The 16,802-nt window shown below is 53.2% G+C and carries 16 protein-coding genes; 9 read left to right on the forward strand and 7 right to left on the reverse strand.

Translation table 11 applies throughout. From position 1 onward, the window contains the following. Nucleotides 1–93: 93 nt before the first annotated feature. The 3 genes from RTY00_RS06325 to rnd all read left to right on the forward strand — a co-directional run bounded on the left by RTY00_RS06325 (nucleotide 94) and on the right by rnd (nucleotide 3,793). A complete protein-coding gene (locus RTY00_RS06325; protein ID WP_154181693.1) occupies nucleotides 94–687 on the forward strand; it encodes a Slp family lipoprotein in 594 nt (197 codons plus the stop codon). Nucleotides 688–896: 209 nt separating this feature from the next. Continuing rightward, nucleotides 897–2,573, forward strand: a complete 1,677-nt coding sequence (gene fadD, locus RTY00_RS06330; protein ID WP_312663839.1) for a long-chain-fatty-acid--CoA ligase FadD — start codon at nucleotides 897–899, stop codon at nucleotides 2,571–2,573. A 98-nt stretch (nucleotides 2,574–2,671) separates the two neighbouring features. After that, complete coding sequence (rnd, locus tag RTY00_RS06335; protein ID WP_179450652.1) at nucleotides 2,672–3,793, forward strand: ribonuclease D; 1,122 nt, start codon at nucleotides 2,672–2,674, stop codon at nucleotides 3,791–3,793. 55 nt (nucleotides 3,794–3,848) lie between these two features. Here the strand turns inward: rnd and minE are convergent, their stop codons facing one another. From minE to minC, 3 genes are read right to left on the reverse strand one after another with little or no spacing between them, the layout of a single operon-like run. Then, nucleotides 3,849–4,118: a cell division topological specificity factor MinE gene (gene minE, locus RTY00_RS06340; RefSeq protein WP_007889661.1), complete on the reverse strand. Its 270-nt coding sequence runs from the start codon at nucleotides 4,116–4,118 to the stop codon at nucleotides 3,849–3,851. Nucleotides 4,119–4,121: 3 nt separating this feature from the next. Continuing rightward, entirely contained in the window at nucleotides 4,122–4,934 is an 813-nt protein-coding gene (minD, locus tag RTY00_RS06345) for a septum site-determining protein MinD (RefSeq protein WP_007889662.1), read from the reverse strand. A gap of 33 nt (nucleotides 4,935–4,967) precedes the next feature. Next, nucleotides 4,968–5,678: a septum site-determining protein MinC gene (gene minC / locus RTY00_RS06350; protein ID WP_312663840.1), complete on the reverse strand. Its 711-nt coding sequence runs from the start codon at nucleotides 5,676–5,678 to the stop codon at nucleotides 4,968–4,970. Nucleotides 5,679–5,831: 153 nt separating this feature from the next. On the opposite strand from minC, the gene RTY00_RS06355 reads away from it, so the two are divergent. From RTY00_RS06355 to RTY00_RS06365, 3 genes are all read left to right on the forward strand, one after another. Next, nucleotides 5,832–6,107 (forward strand): YcgL domain-containing protein, encoded by a 276-nt coding sequence (locus RTY00_RS06355; RefSeq protein WP_007889664.1) that lies wholly within the window; start codon nucleotides 5,832–5,834, stop codon nucleotides 6,105–6,107. Between the two features lie 267 nt (nucleotides 6,108–6,374). After that, the gene (locus tag RTY00_RS06360; RefSeq protein ID WP_008110383.1) at nucleotides 6,375–7,034 is read left to right on the forward strand and encodes a fumarylacetoacetate hydrolase family protein; all 660 of its coding nucleotides are present in this window, start codon (nucleotides 6,375–6,377) and stop codon (nucleotides 7,032–7,034) included. Between the two features lie 64 nt (nucleotides 7,035–7,098). After that, the gene (locus tag RTY00_RS06365; RefSeq protein WP_008110381.1) at nucleotides 7,099–7,545 is read left to right on the forward strand and encodes a YcgN family cysteine cluster protein; all 447 of its coding nucleotides are present in this window, start codon (nucleotides 7,099–7,101) and stop codon (nucleotides 7,543–7,545) included. A gap of 40 nt (nucleotides 7,546–7,585) precedes the next feature. Here the strand turns inward: RTY00_RS06365 and dsbB are convergent, their stop codons facing one another. After that, entirely contained in the window at nucleotides 7,586–8,116 is a 531-nt protein-coding gene (gene dsbB, locus RTY00_RS06370; protein WP_312663841.1) for a disulfide bond formation protein DsbB, read from the reverse strand. Nucleotides 8,117–8,436: 320 nt separating this feature from the next. On the opposite strand from dsbB, the gene fadR reads away from it, so the two are divergent. Then, nucleotides 8,437–9,156: a fatty acid metabolism transcriptional regulator FadR gene (fadR, locus tag RTY00_RS06375; RefSeq protein ID WP_008110376.1), complete on the forward strand. Its 720-nt coding sequence runs from the start codon at nucleotides 8,437–8,439 to the stop codon at nucleotides 9,154–9,156. 36 nt (nucleotides 9,157–9,192) lie between these two features. Here fadR and RTY00_RS06380 read toward each other — a convergent pair whose 3' ends face one another. Further along, nucleotides 9,193–10,728, reverse strand: a complete 1,536-nt coding sequence (locus RTY00_RS06380) for a SpoVR family protein (protein WP_061718741.1) — start codon at nucleotides 10,726–10,728, stop codon at nucleotides 9,193–9,195. Nucleotides 10,729–11,222: 494 nt separating this feature from the next. Here RTY00_RS06380 and RTY00_RS06385 point away from each other — a divergent pair, with 494 nt between their 5' ends. Both RTY00_RS06385 and dadX read left to right on the forward strand, forming a co-directional pair. Further along, the gene (locus RTY00_RS06385) at nucleotides 11,223–12,524 is read left to right on the forward strand and encodes a D-amino acid dehydrogenase (protein ID WP_312663842.1); all 1,302 of its coding nucleotides are present in this window, start codon (nucleotides 11,223–11,225) and stop codon (nucleotides 12,522–12,524) included. A 21-nt stretch (nucleotides 12,525–12,545) separates the two neighbouring features. Further along, nucleotides 12,546–13,616, forward strand: coding sequence for a catabolic alanine racemase DadX (gene dadX, locus RTY00_RS06390; protein WP_312663843.1), 1,071 nt, complete (start codon nucleotides 12,546–12,548; stop codon nucleotides 13,614–13,616). Here the strand turns inward: dadX and RTY00_RS06395 are convergent. Continuing rightward, entirely contained in the window at nucleotides 13,609–14,802 is a 1,194-nt protein-coding gene (locus tag RTY00_RS06395; protein ID WP_008110369.1) for a multidrug effflux MFS transporter, read from the reverse strand. The genes dadX and RTY00_RS06395 overlap by 8 nt on opposite strands. A gap of 113 nt (nucleotides 14,803–14,915) precedes the next feature. Continuing rightward, nucleotides 14,916–16,382 (reverse strand): undecaprenyl-phosphate galactose phosphotransferase WbaP, encoded by a 1,467-nt coding sequence (gene wbaP / locus RTY00_RS06400; RefSeq protein WP_008110368.1) that lies wholly within the window; start codon nucleotides 16,380–16,382, stop codon nucleotides 14,916–14,918. Nucleotides 16,383–16,802 lie beyond the last annotated feature (420 nt).

Raw genomic sequence — 16,802 nt, forward strand, 5'->3', positions numbered from 1 at the left:
GAAGTGGCATGGAAAAAGTTGCCCAGCCGCTAAGTCGCGCGCAACTTATCTTCGCGAGCTCAGTCTAATCAGAGAAATAACAGGAGAAGTGCTATGCCAATAAGTCGTAAAGGGATGTCTGGCGCTCTGTTAGCCTGCGCAATGCTGCTCAGCGGTTGTGTTTCGGTGCCAGATTCAATTAAAGGAAGTTCTGAACTTCCACAGCAAGATTTACTGCGCGTGATGAACGCGCCGCAACTGTTTGTCGGCCAGGAAGCACGTTTCGGCGGGAAAGTGGTGAAGGTCACCAATCTTAACGGCCTAACCCGCGTGGAAATTGCCACCCAACCGCTGGATGAGAGCGCACGTCCGCGTTTAGGTGCCGCCTCGGTTGGCCGCATCTTTGCCGACATCCGCGGCTTTGTCGATCCGGTCGATTTGAATAACCAATACATCACGGTGCTGGGCAATATCAAAGGCATTGAGAAAGGGGATATTGGTAAGGCCAGCTATAACTTTGTGGTGATTGATGTGCGCGGTTATCAGCGCTGGCATCTGACGCAACAGGTGATGACGCCGCCGCAGCCGATCGATCCCTATATCTGGTATGGCCCAACGCGCCATCGTCCGGGATATTGGGGACCCAATCCGTATTGGGGCATGAACCTTGGCCAACCGGCGCAGGTGCAAACAATCCTTACCGAGTAAGTTTTTTATTATGTTATTTACGGCCCGGTCGCGGTGCTTGCGAACGGGCCTTTTTATTGGGCGCGCAACCGATGCGCGAAATTTAGTGATGCGCTTCGCAACCTGAAAATGCCGAAACAGGCAAACTGGTACAATCAGTTAAAATATTGTTAACAACATTGATTGTCGAGGCGGCGATGGCTACGCAACAAGATTATCGGGGTGATTCTTTGAATAAGGTTTGGCTCAAACGCTATCCGGCAGATGTCCCTGCGGAAATTAATGCGGATCGATACGCTTCTCTGGTCGATCTTTTCGAGCACGCAGCAGAGCAATACGCCGATCAGGTGGCTTTCATTAATATGGGCCAGCCAATGACTTATCGGCAACTGGAAAAGCAGAGCCGCGCCTTTGCTGCCTGGCTGCAGCAAGGATTAGGTTTGCAGCAGGGCGATCGCGTGGCGCTGATGATGCCAAACCTGCTGCAATATCCCGTCGCGCTGTTTGGCGTGTTGCGCGCTGGCATGGTGGTGGTCAACGTCAATCCGCTCTACACGCCACGCGAACTCAAGCATCAGCTGATTGATAGCGGAGCCAGCGCCATTGTCATCGTCTCGAACTTTGCCCACACGCTGGAAAAAGTGGTGGCAGAAACGCCGATCAAACATGTGATGCTAACGCGTATGGGCGATCAGCTGGCGCCGGTGAAAGCCACGCTGGTGAACTTCGTCGTTAAATACGTGAAAAAGCTGGTGCCGAAATACCATCTGCCGGGCGCAGTGCCGTTCCGCAGCGCCTTGTCGCAGGGCGAACAGATGACTTATCAACGCCCGACCGTAACCAATGACGATCTCGCCTTCCTGCAATACACCGGCGGCACCACTGGCGTGGCCAAAGGCGCGATGCTGACGCACCGCAATATGCAGGCCAATCTGGAACAGACCAAAGCCACTTATGGCAAGCTGCTGCGTCCGGGCAAAGAGCAAGTGGTGACCGCGCTGCCGCTCTATCACATCTTTGCGCTGACGGTGAACGGGCTGCTGTTCCTCGATCTTGGCGGCACCAACCTGCTGATTACCAATCCGCGCGATATTCCCGGCTTTGTCAAAGAGCTCAGCAAGTTCCCGTTTACCGCCATCACCGGCGTGAACACCTTATTCAATGCGCTGCTAAATGATGCCAACTTCAATAAGCTCGATTTCTCCACGCTGCGCCTGTCAGCGGGCGGCGGCATGGCGGTGCAAAAAGCGGTCGCCGAGCGCTGGGAAAAACTCACCGGACACTATTTGCTGGAAGGTTACGGCCTGACCGAATGTTCGCCGCTGGTGTCAGTGAATCCGTATGACATTACCTGTCACACCGGCAGCATTGGTTTGCCGGTGCCGTCTACCGATGTGCGCATCGTTGATGATGAAGACAAAGATGTGGCGCCAGGCGAACCGGGCGAGTTGTGTATTCGCGGTCCGCAGGTGATGATCGGCTACTGGCAGCGCGCCGATGCGACCGATGAAGTGCTGAAAAATGGCTGGCTGCATACCGGTGATATTGTTACCGTTGATAGCGAAGGCTTTATTCGCATCGTTGATCGTAAGAAAGACATGATTCTGGTGTCCGGCTTTAACGTGTATCCTAACGAGATCGAAGATGTGCTGATGCAGCACGAGAAAGTGCGTGAAGCCGCAGCGATTGGCGTTCCCAGCGATCTGTCGGGCGAAGCGGTTAAAGTGTGCATCGTGAAGAAAGATCCCTCACTGACCAAAGAAGAGGTGCTGGATCACTGCCGTCGCCAGCTCACCGGCTACAAAGTGCCGAAGATTATCGAGTTTCGTGACGAGTTGCCAAAGACCAACGTAGGCAAAATTTTGCGTCGCGAATTGCGTGATGAGGCGAAGCGAGAAGGGCAGTAATGCGCCATTCTCCTCAGGTTAACGCCGGCACAGTCCGGCGTTTTTATTGCTTTTAACATGGAGCGCTGCGCGTAGTTTGCCGCAGCGAGAAAGACAACGTGAATTACACCCTGATCGACCAAAATGACCAACTGGCCGCCGTGTGCGAGAAAGCACGCCAGCACGCCGCCGTGGCGCTGGACACCGAATTCGTGCGTACCCGCACCTACTATCCGCAGCTCGGCCTGATTCAGCTGTTCGATGGCGACCAATTGATCCTGATCGATCCGCTTAATATCAGTGACTGGACGCCGTTTGTGGCGCTGCTGCAGGATAAGCAGGTCACCAAATTCCTGCACGCCGGTGGCGAAGATCTGGAAGTGTTCCTGCATCGTTTTAAATGCCTGCCCGATCCGATGATTGATACGCAAATTCTGGCGGCTTTTAGCGGCCAGGCGCTGTCGTGGGGCTTTGCCTCGATGGTGATGCATTTCAACCAGATCGAGCTGGATAAAAGTGAGTCGCGTACCGATTGGCTGGCGCGTCCGCTGACCGAGCGTCAGTGCGAATATGCCGCCGCCGATGTTGCCTATCTGCTGCCGATTGCCCATCAGCTGGTGGCGCAAACCGAGGAAGCCGGCAACATGGCGGCGGCGTTAAGCGAATGCAATTTGCTGTGCCAGCGTCGCCTCGATGTGCTGCAGCCGGAAGAAGCCTGGCGCGATATCACCAATGCGTGGCAACTGCGTCCGCGTCAGCTGGCGGCGTTGCAGCGTCTGGCGGCATGGCGTTTAAACATCGCCCGACAAAAAGATATGGCGGTGAACTTCGTGGTACGCGAAGAGAATCTGTGGAAAGTAGCGCGCTTTATGCCAGGCAGCCTTGGTGAGCTGGATCATTTAGGTCTGAACGGCCATGAAATCCGCTTCCACGGTAAAGCGATGGTGGCGCTGGTGGCTGAAGCACAGGCGCAGGATGAATCAACCTTGCCGCCACCGCTGCCTAATCTGATCGATCATCCGCATTACAAGCAGGCGTTCAAAGCCATTAAAGCGCTGGTGCAACAAGTGAGTGAAGAGAGTGGTTTTAGCCAGGAACTGCTAGCATCACGTCGCCAGATCAATCAGGTGCTGAGTGTGCATTGGGGATTGAAAACCGCGTCGCGCACACCTGAATTACAGACAGGCTGGCGGGGCGATTTGCTGAAAGCGGGTATCGACGAGATTCTGCAGGCACTTTGACGCGAGCATTTTCCCCTGCGCAATACCGCAGGGGAAAATCAGGAAACCGCTTTAATCATTTAGGAACGTCTTCCGGCTCCGGCAGCGTTACGTTGAGCTCGAGGATAGAGATATCATCCCCTTTCTGATCCAGCTGAACGGTCACCATATCCGGGTCAATTTTTACGTATTTACAGATCACTTCCAAAATATCGCGCTTCAGTTGCGGCAGATAGTGGGGCTCACTGTCGCCCCTTCTGCGTTCGGCTACGATAATCTGCAGCCTTTCCTTGGCTATATTGGCTGTGTTCTTCTTACGGGATAAAAAGAAATCAAGTAATGCCATTGGTTATCCCCCGAACAGGCGTTTAAGGAAACCCTTCTTCTCTTCTTCAATAAAGCGGAAGGGGCGTTCTTCGCCAAGCAGGCGATCTACGGTATCAGCATAGGCTTTACCGGCGTCAGCGTTTGCGTCGAGGATCACCGGCTCACCCTGGTTAGAGGCGCGCAGGACAGATTGATCTTCCGGGATGACGCCAACCAGTGGAATGCGCAGAATTTCCAGCACGTCTTCCATGCTCAGCATATCGCCTCGCGTTACGCGGCCGGGATTGTAACGGGTCAGCAGCAGATGCTCTTTCACCGGATCCTGGCTGTTCTCTGCACGACGGGATTTCGAAGAGATGATGCCAAGAATACGGTCGGAGTCACGTACTGAAGAGACTTCCGGGTTGGTGGTGATAATGGCTTCATCGGCGAAGTACAACGCCATCAGCGCGCCGGTTTCGATACCTGCTGGTGAGTCGCAGACGATAAAGTCGAACTCCATCGCCGCCAGATCGTTCAGCACTTTCTCAACGCCTTCACGCGTCAGCGCATCTTTATCGCGCGTCTGTGAAGCTGGGAGAATGTAAAGTTGCTCTGTGCGCTTGTCGCGAATCAGCGCCTGATTCAGCGTCGCATCACCCTGAATGACGTTGACAAAGTCATACACCACGCGACGTTCACAGCCCATGATCAAATCGAGGTTACGCAGGCCGATATCGAAATCAATGACGACAGTTTTTTTGCCTTTCTGCGCTAAGCCGGTGGCGATGGCCGCGCTTGACGTGGTCTTGCCAACGCCCCCTTTACCCGATGTAACTACAATAATGCGTGCCATAAATGTTGATTTCCTTAACGAAAGAAAAGGGGCTTAATTAAGTGTCTGAATGGTCAGCGCGCCATCTTTGAGACTCAGACGCGCCGCTTTACCAAAGAATTCCGCCGGAATGTGATCCATCATCCAATATTCCCCGGCAATAGAGACCAACTCTGCGGCGAGGTTGGTGCAAAAAATCTGGCTGTCGCGTTGTCCACCGACGCCGGCCAACGCGCGACCGCGCATCATGCCGTAAATATGGATGTTGCCGTCGGCAACCAGTTCGGCACCGGCGCTGACGCTGCTGGTGACGATGAGGTCGGCATTGCGCGCATAAATCTGTTGGCCCGAACGCACTGGCGTATTAATGATGCGGGTTTTGCTGGCGGCTTCAGCGATCACCGCTGGAACAACCGGCGCGGCTTCAACCACGGGAGCCGCAGCCTGTTTGCGGCTCTCTTTACCTTCCGAAAGCACCGGTAAACCCGCGCGGGCAATCATTTTTTTCAGGGCTTCATCTTTGCAACCGCTGACACCGACGATACGCAGACCGGTCGCCATCACCGCTTGTTGCATCTGTTTCCAGTTAATGTCGCCGGTTAGCGCAGAAACATTCAGCACCACCGGCGCATTCAGCAAAAAGGCAGGTGCCTGATCGATTTTGTCCTGTAGCGCCTGACGAATCACCTCGGGTTGCGAATGATGCAGATGAACGACTGACAGGGTAAAACTGCTTCCCTTGAATTCGATTGGCGTTTGCGACATCTGTGCTGACTCAGTCCTGTTTTACGACCCTTAAATGTACGTCGATAAAATCGGCAATAACATCAAACGGTCAATATTCGAAGTTCTGCAAGCATGTTATAGTTACTGCTATATTCAGGCAAGTGACGCCATCGGTTAATTCGAGTAAAAAATATGTTTTGTGTGATCTACAGAAGCCCGCAACGTGAACAGACTTATCTGTATGTTGAAAAAAAAGACGATTTCTCACGGGTACCGGAAGAACTGCTGCGTGGCTTCGGCAAACCCCAGCTGGCAATGGTGTTGTCGCTGGATAAGCGCGACAAGCTGGCTAACGCGGATATCAATAAAGTTAAGCAAGGTTTAAGCGAGCACGGCTATTATTTGCAAATTCCACCACCGGTTGAAAGTCTGCTCAACATTCATCTCGATCAGGGTAAAAAAGATTAATTCAGATTCATCTGTAAATATATCCTGTAGAAATAATCAGTGCTATTTGCGTTAATTAACTGCCCGCTTTAACCTTTTATTGCGGGCAATTTTCAAAGCGTTTAGCTGATTTTGTTGTATACGATTAACGACTTTTGACAATTTCCGCCACGCCTGCCGCCATAAACCCGCTAATATATTCCACCTCAGCCTGCCGCGTTCCGGCACTGAGCCAGACTTCATCGCCAGATGCACTGGCGACAAACACAACCAAAGCAGGGGAATAGCATGTATCAGCATCGTAACTGGCAGGGCGCTCTGTTGGATTATCCGGTCAGCAAAGTGGTTTGCGTCGGCAGCAACTATGCGAAGCACATAAAGGAAATGGGAAGTGCCACGCCAACCGAACCGGTGGTGTTCATCAAACCGGAAACTGCGGTGTGCGATCTGCGCCAGCCGCTGTCGATTCCGGCAAATTTTGGTGAAGTGCATCATGAAGTGGAGCTGGCGGTGCTGATTGGCTCAACGCTGAAGCAGGCGAGCGAAGAGCACGTGGCGAAGGCGATTGCCGGTTATGGCGTCGCGCTGGATTTGACCTTACGCGACGTACAGGCCGGTTTGAAGAAAGCGGGCCAACCGTGGGAAAAATCCAAAGGTTTCGATAACTCGTGTCCGCTGTCGGGTTTTATTCCCGTTTCTGAGTTTAGCGGCGATCCTCAGGACACCGAACTGAAGCTGATTGTTAACGGCGAAGTGCGCCAGCACGGCACGACCGCCGATATGATCCACAAAATTCTGCCGCTGATTGCCTATATGAGCCAGTATTTCACCCTGCGCGCGGGCGATGTGGTGCTGACCGGGACGCCTGAAGGAGTTGGCCCGATGCGTTCTGGCGATAAGCTGGAAATCACGCTGGCCGGTCACGGTATTTCGACGCGCGTTCTGTAAAACTTGCATCACCGCACCTGAACCTTTATAAGGTGCGGTCTCTTTGCTAACCCGGACCGCCATCATGACTGAACAACCTTTCTGGCAGACTAAACGCCTTGACCAAATGAACGACGCAGAGTGGGAATCCCTGTGCGACGGCTGCGGCCAATGTTGCCTGAATAAGTTGCAGGATGCGGACACCGACGAAATCTACTTTACCAACGTGGCCTGCAATCAGCTGAATATCAAAACCTGCCAGTGTCGTAACTACGAGCATCGTTTTGAGTTGGAAGAGAATTGCATCAAGCTGACGCGTGAAAACCTCACCAGTTTTGAATGGCTGCCGCGCACCTGCGCCTATCGCGTGTTAGGGGAAGGGAAAACCTTGCCAGCCTGGCATCCGCTGATCGCCGGTTCTAAAAAGGCGATGCATGCGCAGCGCATTTCCGTGCGTTTTATTGCGGTGCGTGAGAGTGAAGTGCGGGATTGGGAAGAGCATATAATCGATCGACCGGATCGCAACGGTTAGACATAAAACAGGCAGCTAAGGCTGCCTGTTTTGTTTGTGCTTAACGTCCGAAAAGATCGCGGCGTTTCGGTTTGAAGGGTTGTGCAATCAACACCAGCAGCGCCACCAGCAGATAAGCGCCGAAAATCACAATCATCCACTGCGGCATGCTCCAGGTCAGGAAGGTCCAGCCGCGCTCAGCGCAATCACCGCTCGCTACGAATACGGAAGGCAACCATTTATCCAGCGGTAACCAGGTTGGGAAACGTGCGGCAAAGTCGCAGGTGACAAACGGATTGGGATGCAGCTGAATCATGGTGTGATCATAAGAGAGGCGGGTGCCTTCAATCGCGCTGTAGATCCAGATGAGAATCGCCGCCCAGCGCAGCGGCGTTTTCGGCGCAAGAGCACCCACAATGCCCGCGCCCATCACGCCGAACAGCGCGCAACGCTCATAAATACACATTACGCAGGGTTGCAGCCCCATCACGTGCTGAAAATACAACGCCGTCAATTCAAACGCCAACGCCGTCAGGGCCAGCAGAAGCCAGGCACCGCGTCCACGCGAGCATTGATTCAAATATCGCAACATATTGCTTTTCCTGTAACCGTTAATGTTTCGCAGTGTAAACCAAAAGCGCAACCGTGCCAGCCAGGTAAGGGGAAAAAATCATGTACAAAAATGACTTAAGTCGCGTTGAGGCCAAAAAAGTGTCTGTTGAGCGCATGACCCGAAGAGCGCAAGCTGCAGACGCAGCGCAAACGTGTGCCTGACCGGGGAATTTCCTCTGAATTCACGGCTGAATTTTGCGCCAGCGCGCGCTTTTAATCGGTTGGCAGGCTATTTCCGCTATAGCCGCTCTGGTATGATGAGTCGCAATACGTTAAAGAAAGCAACGAGAAATAAATGCTATGGTGATTAAGGCGCAGAGCCCCGCGGGATTTGCTGAAGAGTATATTATTGAAAGCATCTGGAACAGTCGTTTTCCGCCGGGATCCATTCTACCTGCCGAACGTGAGCTTTCTGAACTGATTGGCGTGACACGCACCACGTTGCGTGAAGTGTTGCAGCGTTTAGCGCGTGATGGCTGGTTGACCATTCAACATGGCAAACCGACGCGCGTTAACGATTTCTGGGAAACCTCCGGTTTAAACATCCTCGAAACTCTGGCCCGACTCGATCACGATAGCGTTCCTCAGTTGATTGATAATCTGCTGTCGGTGCGCACCAACATCTCGTCGATTTTTATCAGCCGCGCGCTGCGTCATCATCCAGAAAAAGCGCGTGAAGTGCTGGAGAATGCGCTGATCGAGGAAGATAAAGCCGAAGCCTATACCGAGCTGGATTATCGCGTGTTCCGTGGGCTGGCGTTTGCTTCGGGCAATCCAATTTATGGTCTGATTTTGAACGGTCTGAAAGGCTTGTATACCCGCGTTGGTCGTCACTACTTCTCCAGTCTGGAAGCGCGTGAGCTGGCGCGTAACTTCTATCGCCAATTGGCTGATCTGTGCGTGGCCAACCCGTCGCAGGAGCAGATTGTCGATAGCGTGCGTGAATATGGTCGCCGCAGCGGTGAGATTTGGCACAAGATGCAGAAAAGTATGCCGGACGATTTAGCCAGCAAGCGATAAAAGAAAAACCGGACCTCAACAGTCCGGTTTTTTGCTTTATAGCGTTGGGCCGCGCGCGGGTGAACGATCCAGCAACTCGACGCTGCCGTCTTCATTCTGCTGCTCCAGAATCACATCAAAGCCCCACAAACGATGCACATGCTTCAACACTTCTTTGCGGCTCTTATCGAGCGGCGCACGCTGTTGCGGCACATAACGCAGCGTCAGTGAGCGGTCGCCACGTAAATCTACGTTGTAGACCTGAATGTTAGGTTCCAGATTGCTCAGATTGTACTGCGCCGACAGCTGCTGACGAATGGCGCGATAACCCGCTTCATCATGGATCGCTGCAATTTCGAGGAAATTGTTGCGGTCATCATCCATCACCGTGAACAAGCGGAAATCACGCATCACCTTTGGTGACAGGAACTGGCTGATAAAGCTCTCGTCCTTAAATTCACGCATGGCGAAATGCATGGTTTTTAGCCAGTCGGAACCAGCAATGTCTGGGAACCAGTAGCGGTCTTCTTCGGTTGGCGTCTGACAGATACGCTTGATGTCCTGGAACATCGCAAAGCCCAGTGCATACGGGTTGATGCCGTTATACCACTGACTGTTATACGGCGGCTGATACACCACGTTGGTGTGGCTGTGCAGGAACTCCATCATAAAGCGTTCCGACACTTTGCCTTCGTCATACAGATGATTAAGGATGGTGTAGTGCCAGAACGTGGCCCAGCCTTCATTCATTACCTGCGTCTGTTTCTGCGGATAAAAATACTGGCTGACCTTGCGCACAATGCGCAGTACTTCACGTTGCCAGGATTCCAGCAACGGCGCATTTTTTTCCATGAAATAGAGCAGGTTTTCCTGCGGTTCAGAAGGGTAGCGGGATGCCTCAACGTGCACCGACTCCTTCTCTTTACGCGGCAACGTACGCCACAGCGTATTCACCTGACTCTGCAAATACTCTTCGCGGCTTTGCTGGCGAGCTTTCTCTTCCTGCAGCGAAATTTTCTGCGGACGTTTGTAGCGGTCCACGCCGTAGTTCATCAGTGCATGGCAGGAATCGAGCAGCCGCTCAACTTCCTCCACGCCATAGCGCTCTTCACAGTCGGTAATATAGTTCCGCGCAAACAGCAGGTAATCCACGATAGAACTGGCATCGGTCCAACTGCGGAACAGATAGTTATTTTTGAAGAACGAGTTGTGACCGTAACAGGCGTGCGCCATCACCAGCGCCTGCATGGTCATGGTGTTCTCTTCCATCAAATAGGCGATACACGGATTGGAGTTGATGACGATTTCATACGCCAGGCCTTGCTGACCGTGCTTGTAGCGCTGTTCCGTTTCAATGAATTTCTTGCCGAACGACCAGTGTGCATAGTTGATCGGCATACCCACGCTGGAGTAGGCATCCATCATCTGTTCGGATGTGATCACTTCAATTTGGTGCGGATAGGTTTCCAGTCCGTAACTTTTGGCTACGCGGTCAATTTCCGCCAGATAATCATCCAACAGTTCGAAGGTCCAGTCGGGACCATCACTGAGTCGTTTACTGTTGCGGGTTGGCTCGTCAAAGATTGTCGTCATAGCGCACCTCTGTTTTGCAAGCGGCAGGAATTACCTGTCACGATCGTTTAAGGCCTCATCCTGAGTAAAGATGGCCCAATAAAACTGAGCGAACACTTCAATGATAGTCCACTGTCGCCTATCCGAAACTGAATCTCAATCGAATTCTTTTGGCAGAAAATCATTCAAAAAGCGTTAGTTAAGCCGATACTGATGACAAGTGTTGGTTTTGTTTTATTTGACAGAATAATGCTCTGTTTATAAGTGGATTGTATGACTGCGGCGCTTTCTCCTGAAAAAAGTCAAAACCGCTGCCTTCCGCATAATAAATTGCTGATTAAGGGATTTAAGGCATAAAAAATCCTGATTTTGCCGCAGTTGCATGATTTCAGTGTGCAGCCAGGTAAAAAACATGTGAAATAAGTCGGTCGAATGTAAGATTTAAGTGGCGGTCGGGTTATGCTGTCTTGGGCTTGGTTAATAGTTAATTATTCTTTTGCTGCGACGAGGGGCTTATGCGCGTAGTAATTCTTGGTAGTGGTGTTGTAGGCGTGGCGAGCGCCTGGTATCTGGCGCAGGCCGGACATGAGGTCACGGTTATCGATCGTCAGCCTGCCGCCGCGCTGGAAACCAGCGCCGGTAATGCGGGGCAGATCTCACCGGGCTATGCCGCGCCCTGGGCGGCGCCGGGCGTTCCGCTGAAAGCGGTCAAATGGATGTTCCAGCGTCACGCGCCGCTGGCGGTTCGTCTCGATGGCAGTAAGTTCCAGCTGGAATGGATGTGGAATATGCTGCGTAACTGCGACATGCAGCACTATCAAGAGAATAAAAGCCGGATGGTGCGTATCGCGGAGTACAGCCGCGACTGCCTGAAAACACTGCGTGCCAGCACCGGCATCGCCTATGAAGGTCGTCAGGGCGGCACGCTGCAGCTGTTCCGTACGCAGCAACAGTTCGAAAGCGCCAGCAAAGATATCGCCGTGCTGCGCGATGCGGGCGTTCCCTATGAGTTACTGGAAGCGCATCAGCTGAAAAATGTCGAACCCGCGCTGGCGGCGACGGCGCATAAACTCACCGGCGGTTTACGTCTCCCTAACGACGAAACCGGCGACTGCCAGCTGTTTACTCAGCGCCTGGCAGAAATGGCTGCGGCGGCGGGCGTGACCTTCCGCTACAACACGTCGGTTGATCAGTTGCTGCGCGAGGGCAATCGTATTTATGGCGTGAAGTGTGGCGATGAGGTGATCAAAGCCGATGCTTACGTGGTGGCGTTCGGTTCCTATTCCACCGCGCTGCTGAAAGACATTCTCTCCATCCCGGTTTATCCGCTGAAAGGTTATTCGCTGACCATCCCGATCAAGAATGCCGACGCTGCACCGGTTTCCACCATCCTCGATGAAACCTACAAAGTGGCGGTAACGCGCTTTGACGACCGCATTCGCGTAGGCGGCATGGCAGAAATTGTTGGTTTTAACACCAAACTGTTGCCGGCACGACGTGAAACGCTGGAGATGGTGGTCCGCGATCTCTATCCTGAAGGCGGATTTGTCGAACAGGCCACGTTCTGGACCGGATTGCGTCCAATGACGCCAGACGGTACGCCGATTGTCGGGCGCACGCCGCTCTCCAATCTCTATCTCAATACCGGGCACGGTACGCTGGGATGGACGATGGCTTGTGGTTCCGGTCAGCTTTTGGCTGATTTAATTTCCGGCCAGAAACCGGCGATTGCCGCAGATGATTTGTCAGTGCTGCGCTACCTGCCAGGTTTTGAACCACATTCTTCGCCGCTGCGTAACGCCAGCGCGGCGCGCTGAGACCTCAGGGAGAGTAGAAGCATGTCACGTCCAACCGGTGCCACCATCAATCAACAGGCACTGCGTCATAATCTGGCTGTCGTACGCCAGGCGGCACCGCAATCACGCGTCTGGTCGGTGGTGAAAGCCAATGCGTATGGTCACGGTGTGGCTCGCGTGTGGCAAAGTCTGGCCGAAACCGACGGCTTTGCGCTGCTGAATATGGAAGAGGCGATCTTGCTGCGGGAGCAGGGCTGGAAAAAGCCGATCCTGCTGCTGGAAGGCTTCTTCCATGCTGACGATTTAGCGCTGATCGATCGCTATCGCCTCACCACCAGCGTACACAGCAACTGGCAGATTCAGGCGCTGGCAAAAGCGCAGCTGTCGGCACCGGTCGATGTTTACCTCAAAATCAACAGTGGCATGAACCGGCTTGGTTTCCGTCCTGAGCAGGCGCATGCGGCGTGGCAAAAACTGCGCGCTATGCCGAACGTCGGTGAAATGACGTTGATGGCGCACTTTGCCGATGCAGAGAATCCGCAAGGATTAGTTGAGCCGATGAAATGCGTTGAACGGGCGGCGGAAGGGCTCGGTTGCCCGCGCTCCCTGTCTAACTCAGCGGCTACGCTGTGGCATCCTGAAGCGCATTTTGACTGGGTGCGTCCCGGCATTATTCTCTACGGCGCGTCACCGAGCGGCAACTGGCACGATATCGCCAGCACCGGTTTGCAGCCGGTAATGACGCTCAATAGCGAAATCATTGGTGTGCAGCAGCTGAACGCCGGTGAAGGCGTGGGTTATGGTTATCGCTATCACGCCAGCGGCCCGCAGCGTATCGGTATTGTCGCCTGCGGTTACGCCGATGGCTATCCGCGACATGCGCCAACCGGCACGCCAGTCAGCGTGGATGGCATCCGCACGCAAACGCTGGGCGCCATCTCCATGGACATGATGATGATCGATTTGGAACCTTGCCCGCAGGCCGGTATCGGTTCGAAGGTTGAGCTGTGGGGCAATCAGGTGAAGATCGATGAGGTGGCAAAAGCCGCCGGAACGGTGGGCTACGAGCTAATGTGCGCGCTCGCGCCACGCGTTCCGGTTGAGGTTATTTAAGCGCGGTCACGCGACCGTGCATCTTCTTGCTGCAGCGCCAGGCGGTCATAGCCAGCGCTGCACCCAGCAGCATCATCAGTGCCAGTGACGATTTTTCCGCAACGGGCAATGCCACGATTGCCATGCTGCCGCCTGCACCACACGCCATCTGAATAAATCCTTGCAGTGCAGAAGCAACGCCCGCTTGCTGCTGATAAGGCTCCAGCGCGTAGCTGGTTGCGGGACCGACCGTGAACGCCAGGCCAGCAACGGAAACCGCCACCGGAATCATGTACAGCGACCAATGGTTTTGCCACGCTGCCGGTAATAGCGTGGTACCCATCATTAACAGAATCGCGCCGATCAACATGGTGGCGAAACCCATCGCCAGACAGAACGGGCGTCCCGCTTTGCGAATGGTTTTGTTCACGAAAGCGCTAACCAGCATGATCCAAAAACCATTGGCGCCAAAGGCAAATGAGAATTGTAGCGGCGTCAGGCCGCCTTCGGTCATCAGCACGTGTGGTGCCAGCGACACATAGGTCAGCACCATGCCTAGCGCGCCGGCATTGGCAAAAGCAAAGGCAAGGAAGCGCGGTTCACGGGCGATGGCAGCGTACTGCGCCAGCGGTAAACCTTTCACGCGCAATGTGTCTGCTGGACGCGTTTCTGGCAGCCACAGCATCACGATCAAGCCGATCACCACCGCATAGCCGCACAGGAACCAGAACGGCATACGCCAGCCGTAGGCTTCCGCCAGAATCCCGCCAAGCAGCGGTGCCAGCGCGGGCACGATATTTAGCGCACCATTGAGAAAGCCGTAAGCGCGTGCGGCATCTTCGCCGCTGAGACGATCGCGCACGCCACTGAATGCCACCACCGCAGTGCAGCACACGGCACAGCCCTGAATGATGCGCGCAAGGAAGAACACCGGCCACAACGTGCTGGTGGCGGCTATTGCGCTGCCAACGATGTAAAGCGCCAGACCAATCAAGGCGATCGGCTTGCGACCAAAATTATCCACCAGCGGACCGGTAATCAGTTGGCCGATGCCCATCACCAGTAAAAACAAGGGAATTGTGATTTGGATAAGGCTCACCGGGCTATTAAGACCTTCGGCGATTTGCGGCAATGTAGGGAGGTAAAGATCAATGCCCAGCGGCGCCAGCAGCACCAGGCTAAGAAGTATTAAGGTGAATTTTTGCATTACGAACCGGACGACCTGTTAAACAATCCGGAAGGGTAATGACTCTTTGGGGAAAAAGAAAGGGATAAAAAAAGCGATGCCTGCCGAAGTGCACAGGCATCGCCTCGAGGGTATTAGTAAGCGCCGTCGCGACGGACCACTACGCCAGCGGTTTTGAACAGAATCGCAATGTCAGTCCACAATGCCCAGTTTTTCACGTACCAGGAATCGAAGTAAACGCGCGTATCGTAGTCGATGTCGTTACGGCCGCTGACCTGCCACAAGCCGGTCATGCCCGGTTTCGCCATCAGGTAGTAATCCACATCACCGGCATAACGCTCCAGTTCCGCTTCAATCACCGGACGCGGACCGACCAGACTCATTTCGCCGCGAATCACGTTCCACAACTGTGGCAGCTCATCAAGGCTGGTTTTGCGCAGGAAGTTACCAATTTTAGTCACGCGCGGATCGTTTTTCAGTTTGAAATCACGATCCCATTCAGCACGCGCTTCCTCGCTGGTCGCCAGCAGATTTTGCAGCACTTCCTGCGAGTTGGTCACCATCGAGCGGAACTTGAGGCACTTAAACTTCACGCCATCTTGTCCAACGCGTTCATGACCATAAATCGCATTGCCGCCGTCACGTTTCACCATCGCACATAGCAGACCGAATACCGGACCGAGGAACAGCAGCAGCATGGATGCCACCACAATATCGAAGGTGCGTTTCAGGAAGCGTGAAGAGCGTTTTGCCAGGTTGTTACTGACGCGTAAGATCATCACTTCATGGCTGAAGATGAATGACATGTCGGTGCCATACAGCGGCACGCCGCGCAGCGTTGGGATCACGGAAATCGAACGGCACTTCATTTTGGACAGAAACTTCAGCCATTTATCGCGCACCACTTGCTGCTCAAATTCGGTGGCGACGATAAATTGCGTGTTGTCACGGTCCATGGTTTGCCAGTTGATATCTTTCCAGGTGATAACCGGAACGCCATTCACTTTTTCATGCTGTTGGTCGTCATCGAGTGAAATGAACGCCTGCACGTTGTAACCCAGGATCTCTTCGCTCTGCAGCGCCGCATAGGCTTCCATGGCGTTTTTACCGGAACCAATAATGATGGTTTCCTTCTGCCACTGACCTGCACGATTGATCGCACGTTTTACCACGGCACGCATCAGCGGCAGCAGCAGCAGGGCGTAAGTCCAGCTGAACACCCAAACCATGCGCGAGAAGTCCCATTTTGAAAAGGCAATCAGCGCCAGATCAAGCAGAGAGAAGACGAACAGGGTTTTAATCACTTCTTTCAATTCAAACCAAAATGGTTTGCGATAGGTGTAGTGACGCATACGCACCCAGAACCAGGCGGTGCAAAGAATAGAAAGGCTAAATTGGGCAATAAACCGGTATTCAATCTGCTGAGGCGGAATAAACGTATCCAGTTCGCCCCAAATACCTTGAACGGTGGCGGCAGATAAAAACAATGCCAGATTTAACGCTATTAAATCGGAGAAACTAAGTGCAACTTTTGCGATGAGGTTTTTGCGCAGTCCGCTCCACGAGCGGGTTGCATCATTCATTATCAAAGTACTTGCCATAAAACCTGCTCTCTTTTCTTAAGTAAAAGATGGCCTGACCAGAATCAAGTACGCGCTCAGGAGTGATCCGCTGAAAAGCAGAAAGAATAATTCTTTCAGCGATTTATAAGTCTGTGCTGCCATAAGCGCTGCAAGGAAAGGACCGTTTGAGACGTGATGCACGTCACGAAAAGCTGCAGCAACGTTTAAGAGTATGCAGGAGTTATTTGACAGAGTTAATATGGAAATAGTCTGAAAAGGAAAAAAATGACTCAAGAAAAAATTGGCTATCTATTTGAAAAATAATGTTAAAAGTTAATTAATCGCGGAAATAACGCTTCATTTTAAGACGGCTTTTCGGAATGACCGCCATTTCCATCAATGGCGGCGCCAGCCAGTCAGGCAGGTTTTTTCAGTACCCACAGATCCTGCTGCTTATCG

Source organism: Pantoea sp. CTOTU49201, from assembly GCF_032054795.1.
GTDB lineage: Bacteria > Pseudomonadota > Gammaproteobacteria > Enterobacterales > Enterobacteriaceae > Pantoea > Pantoea symbiotica.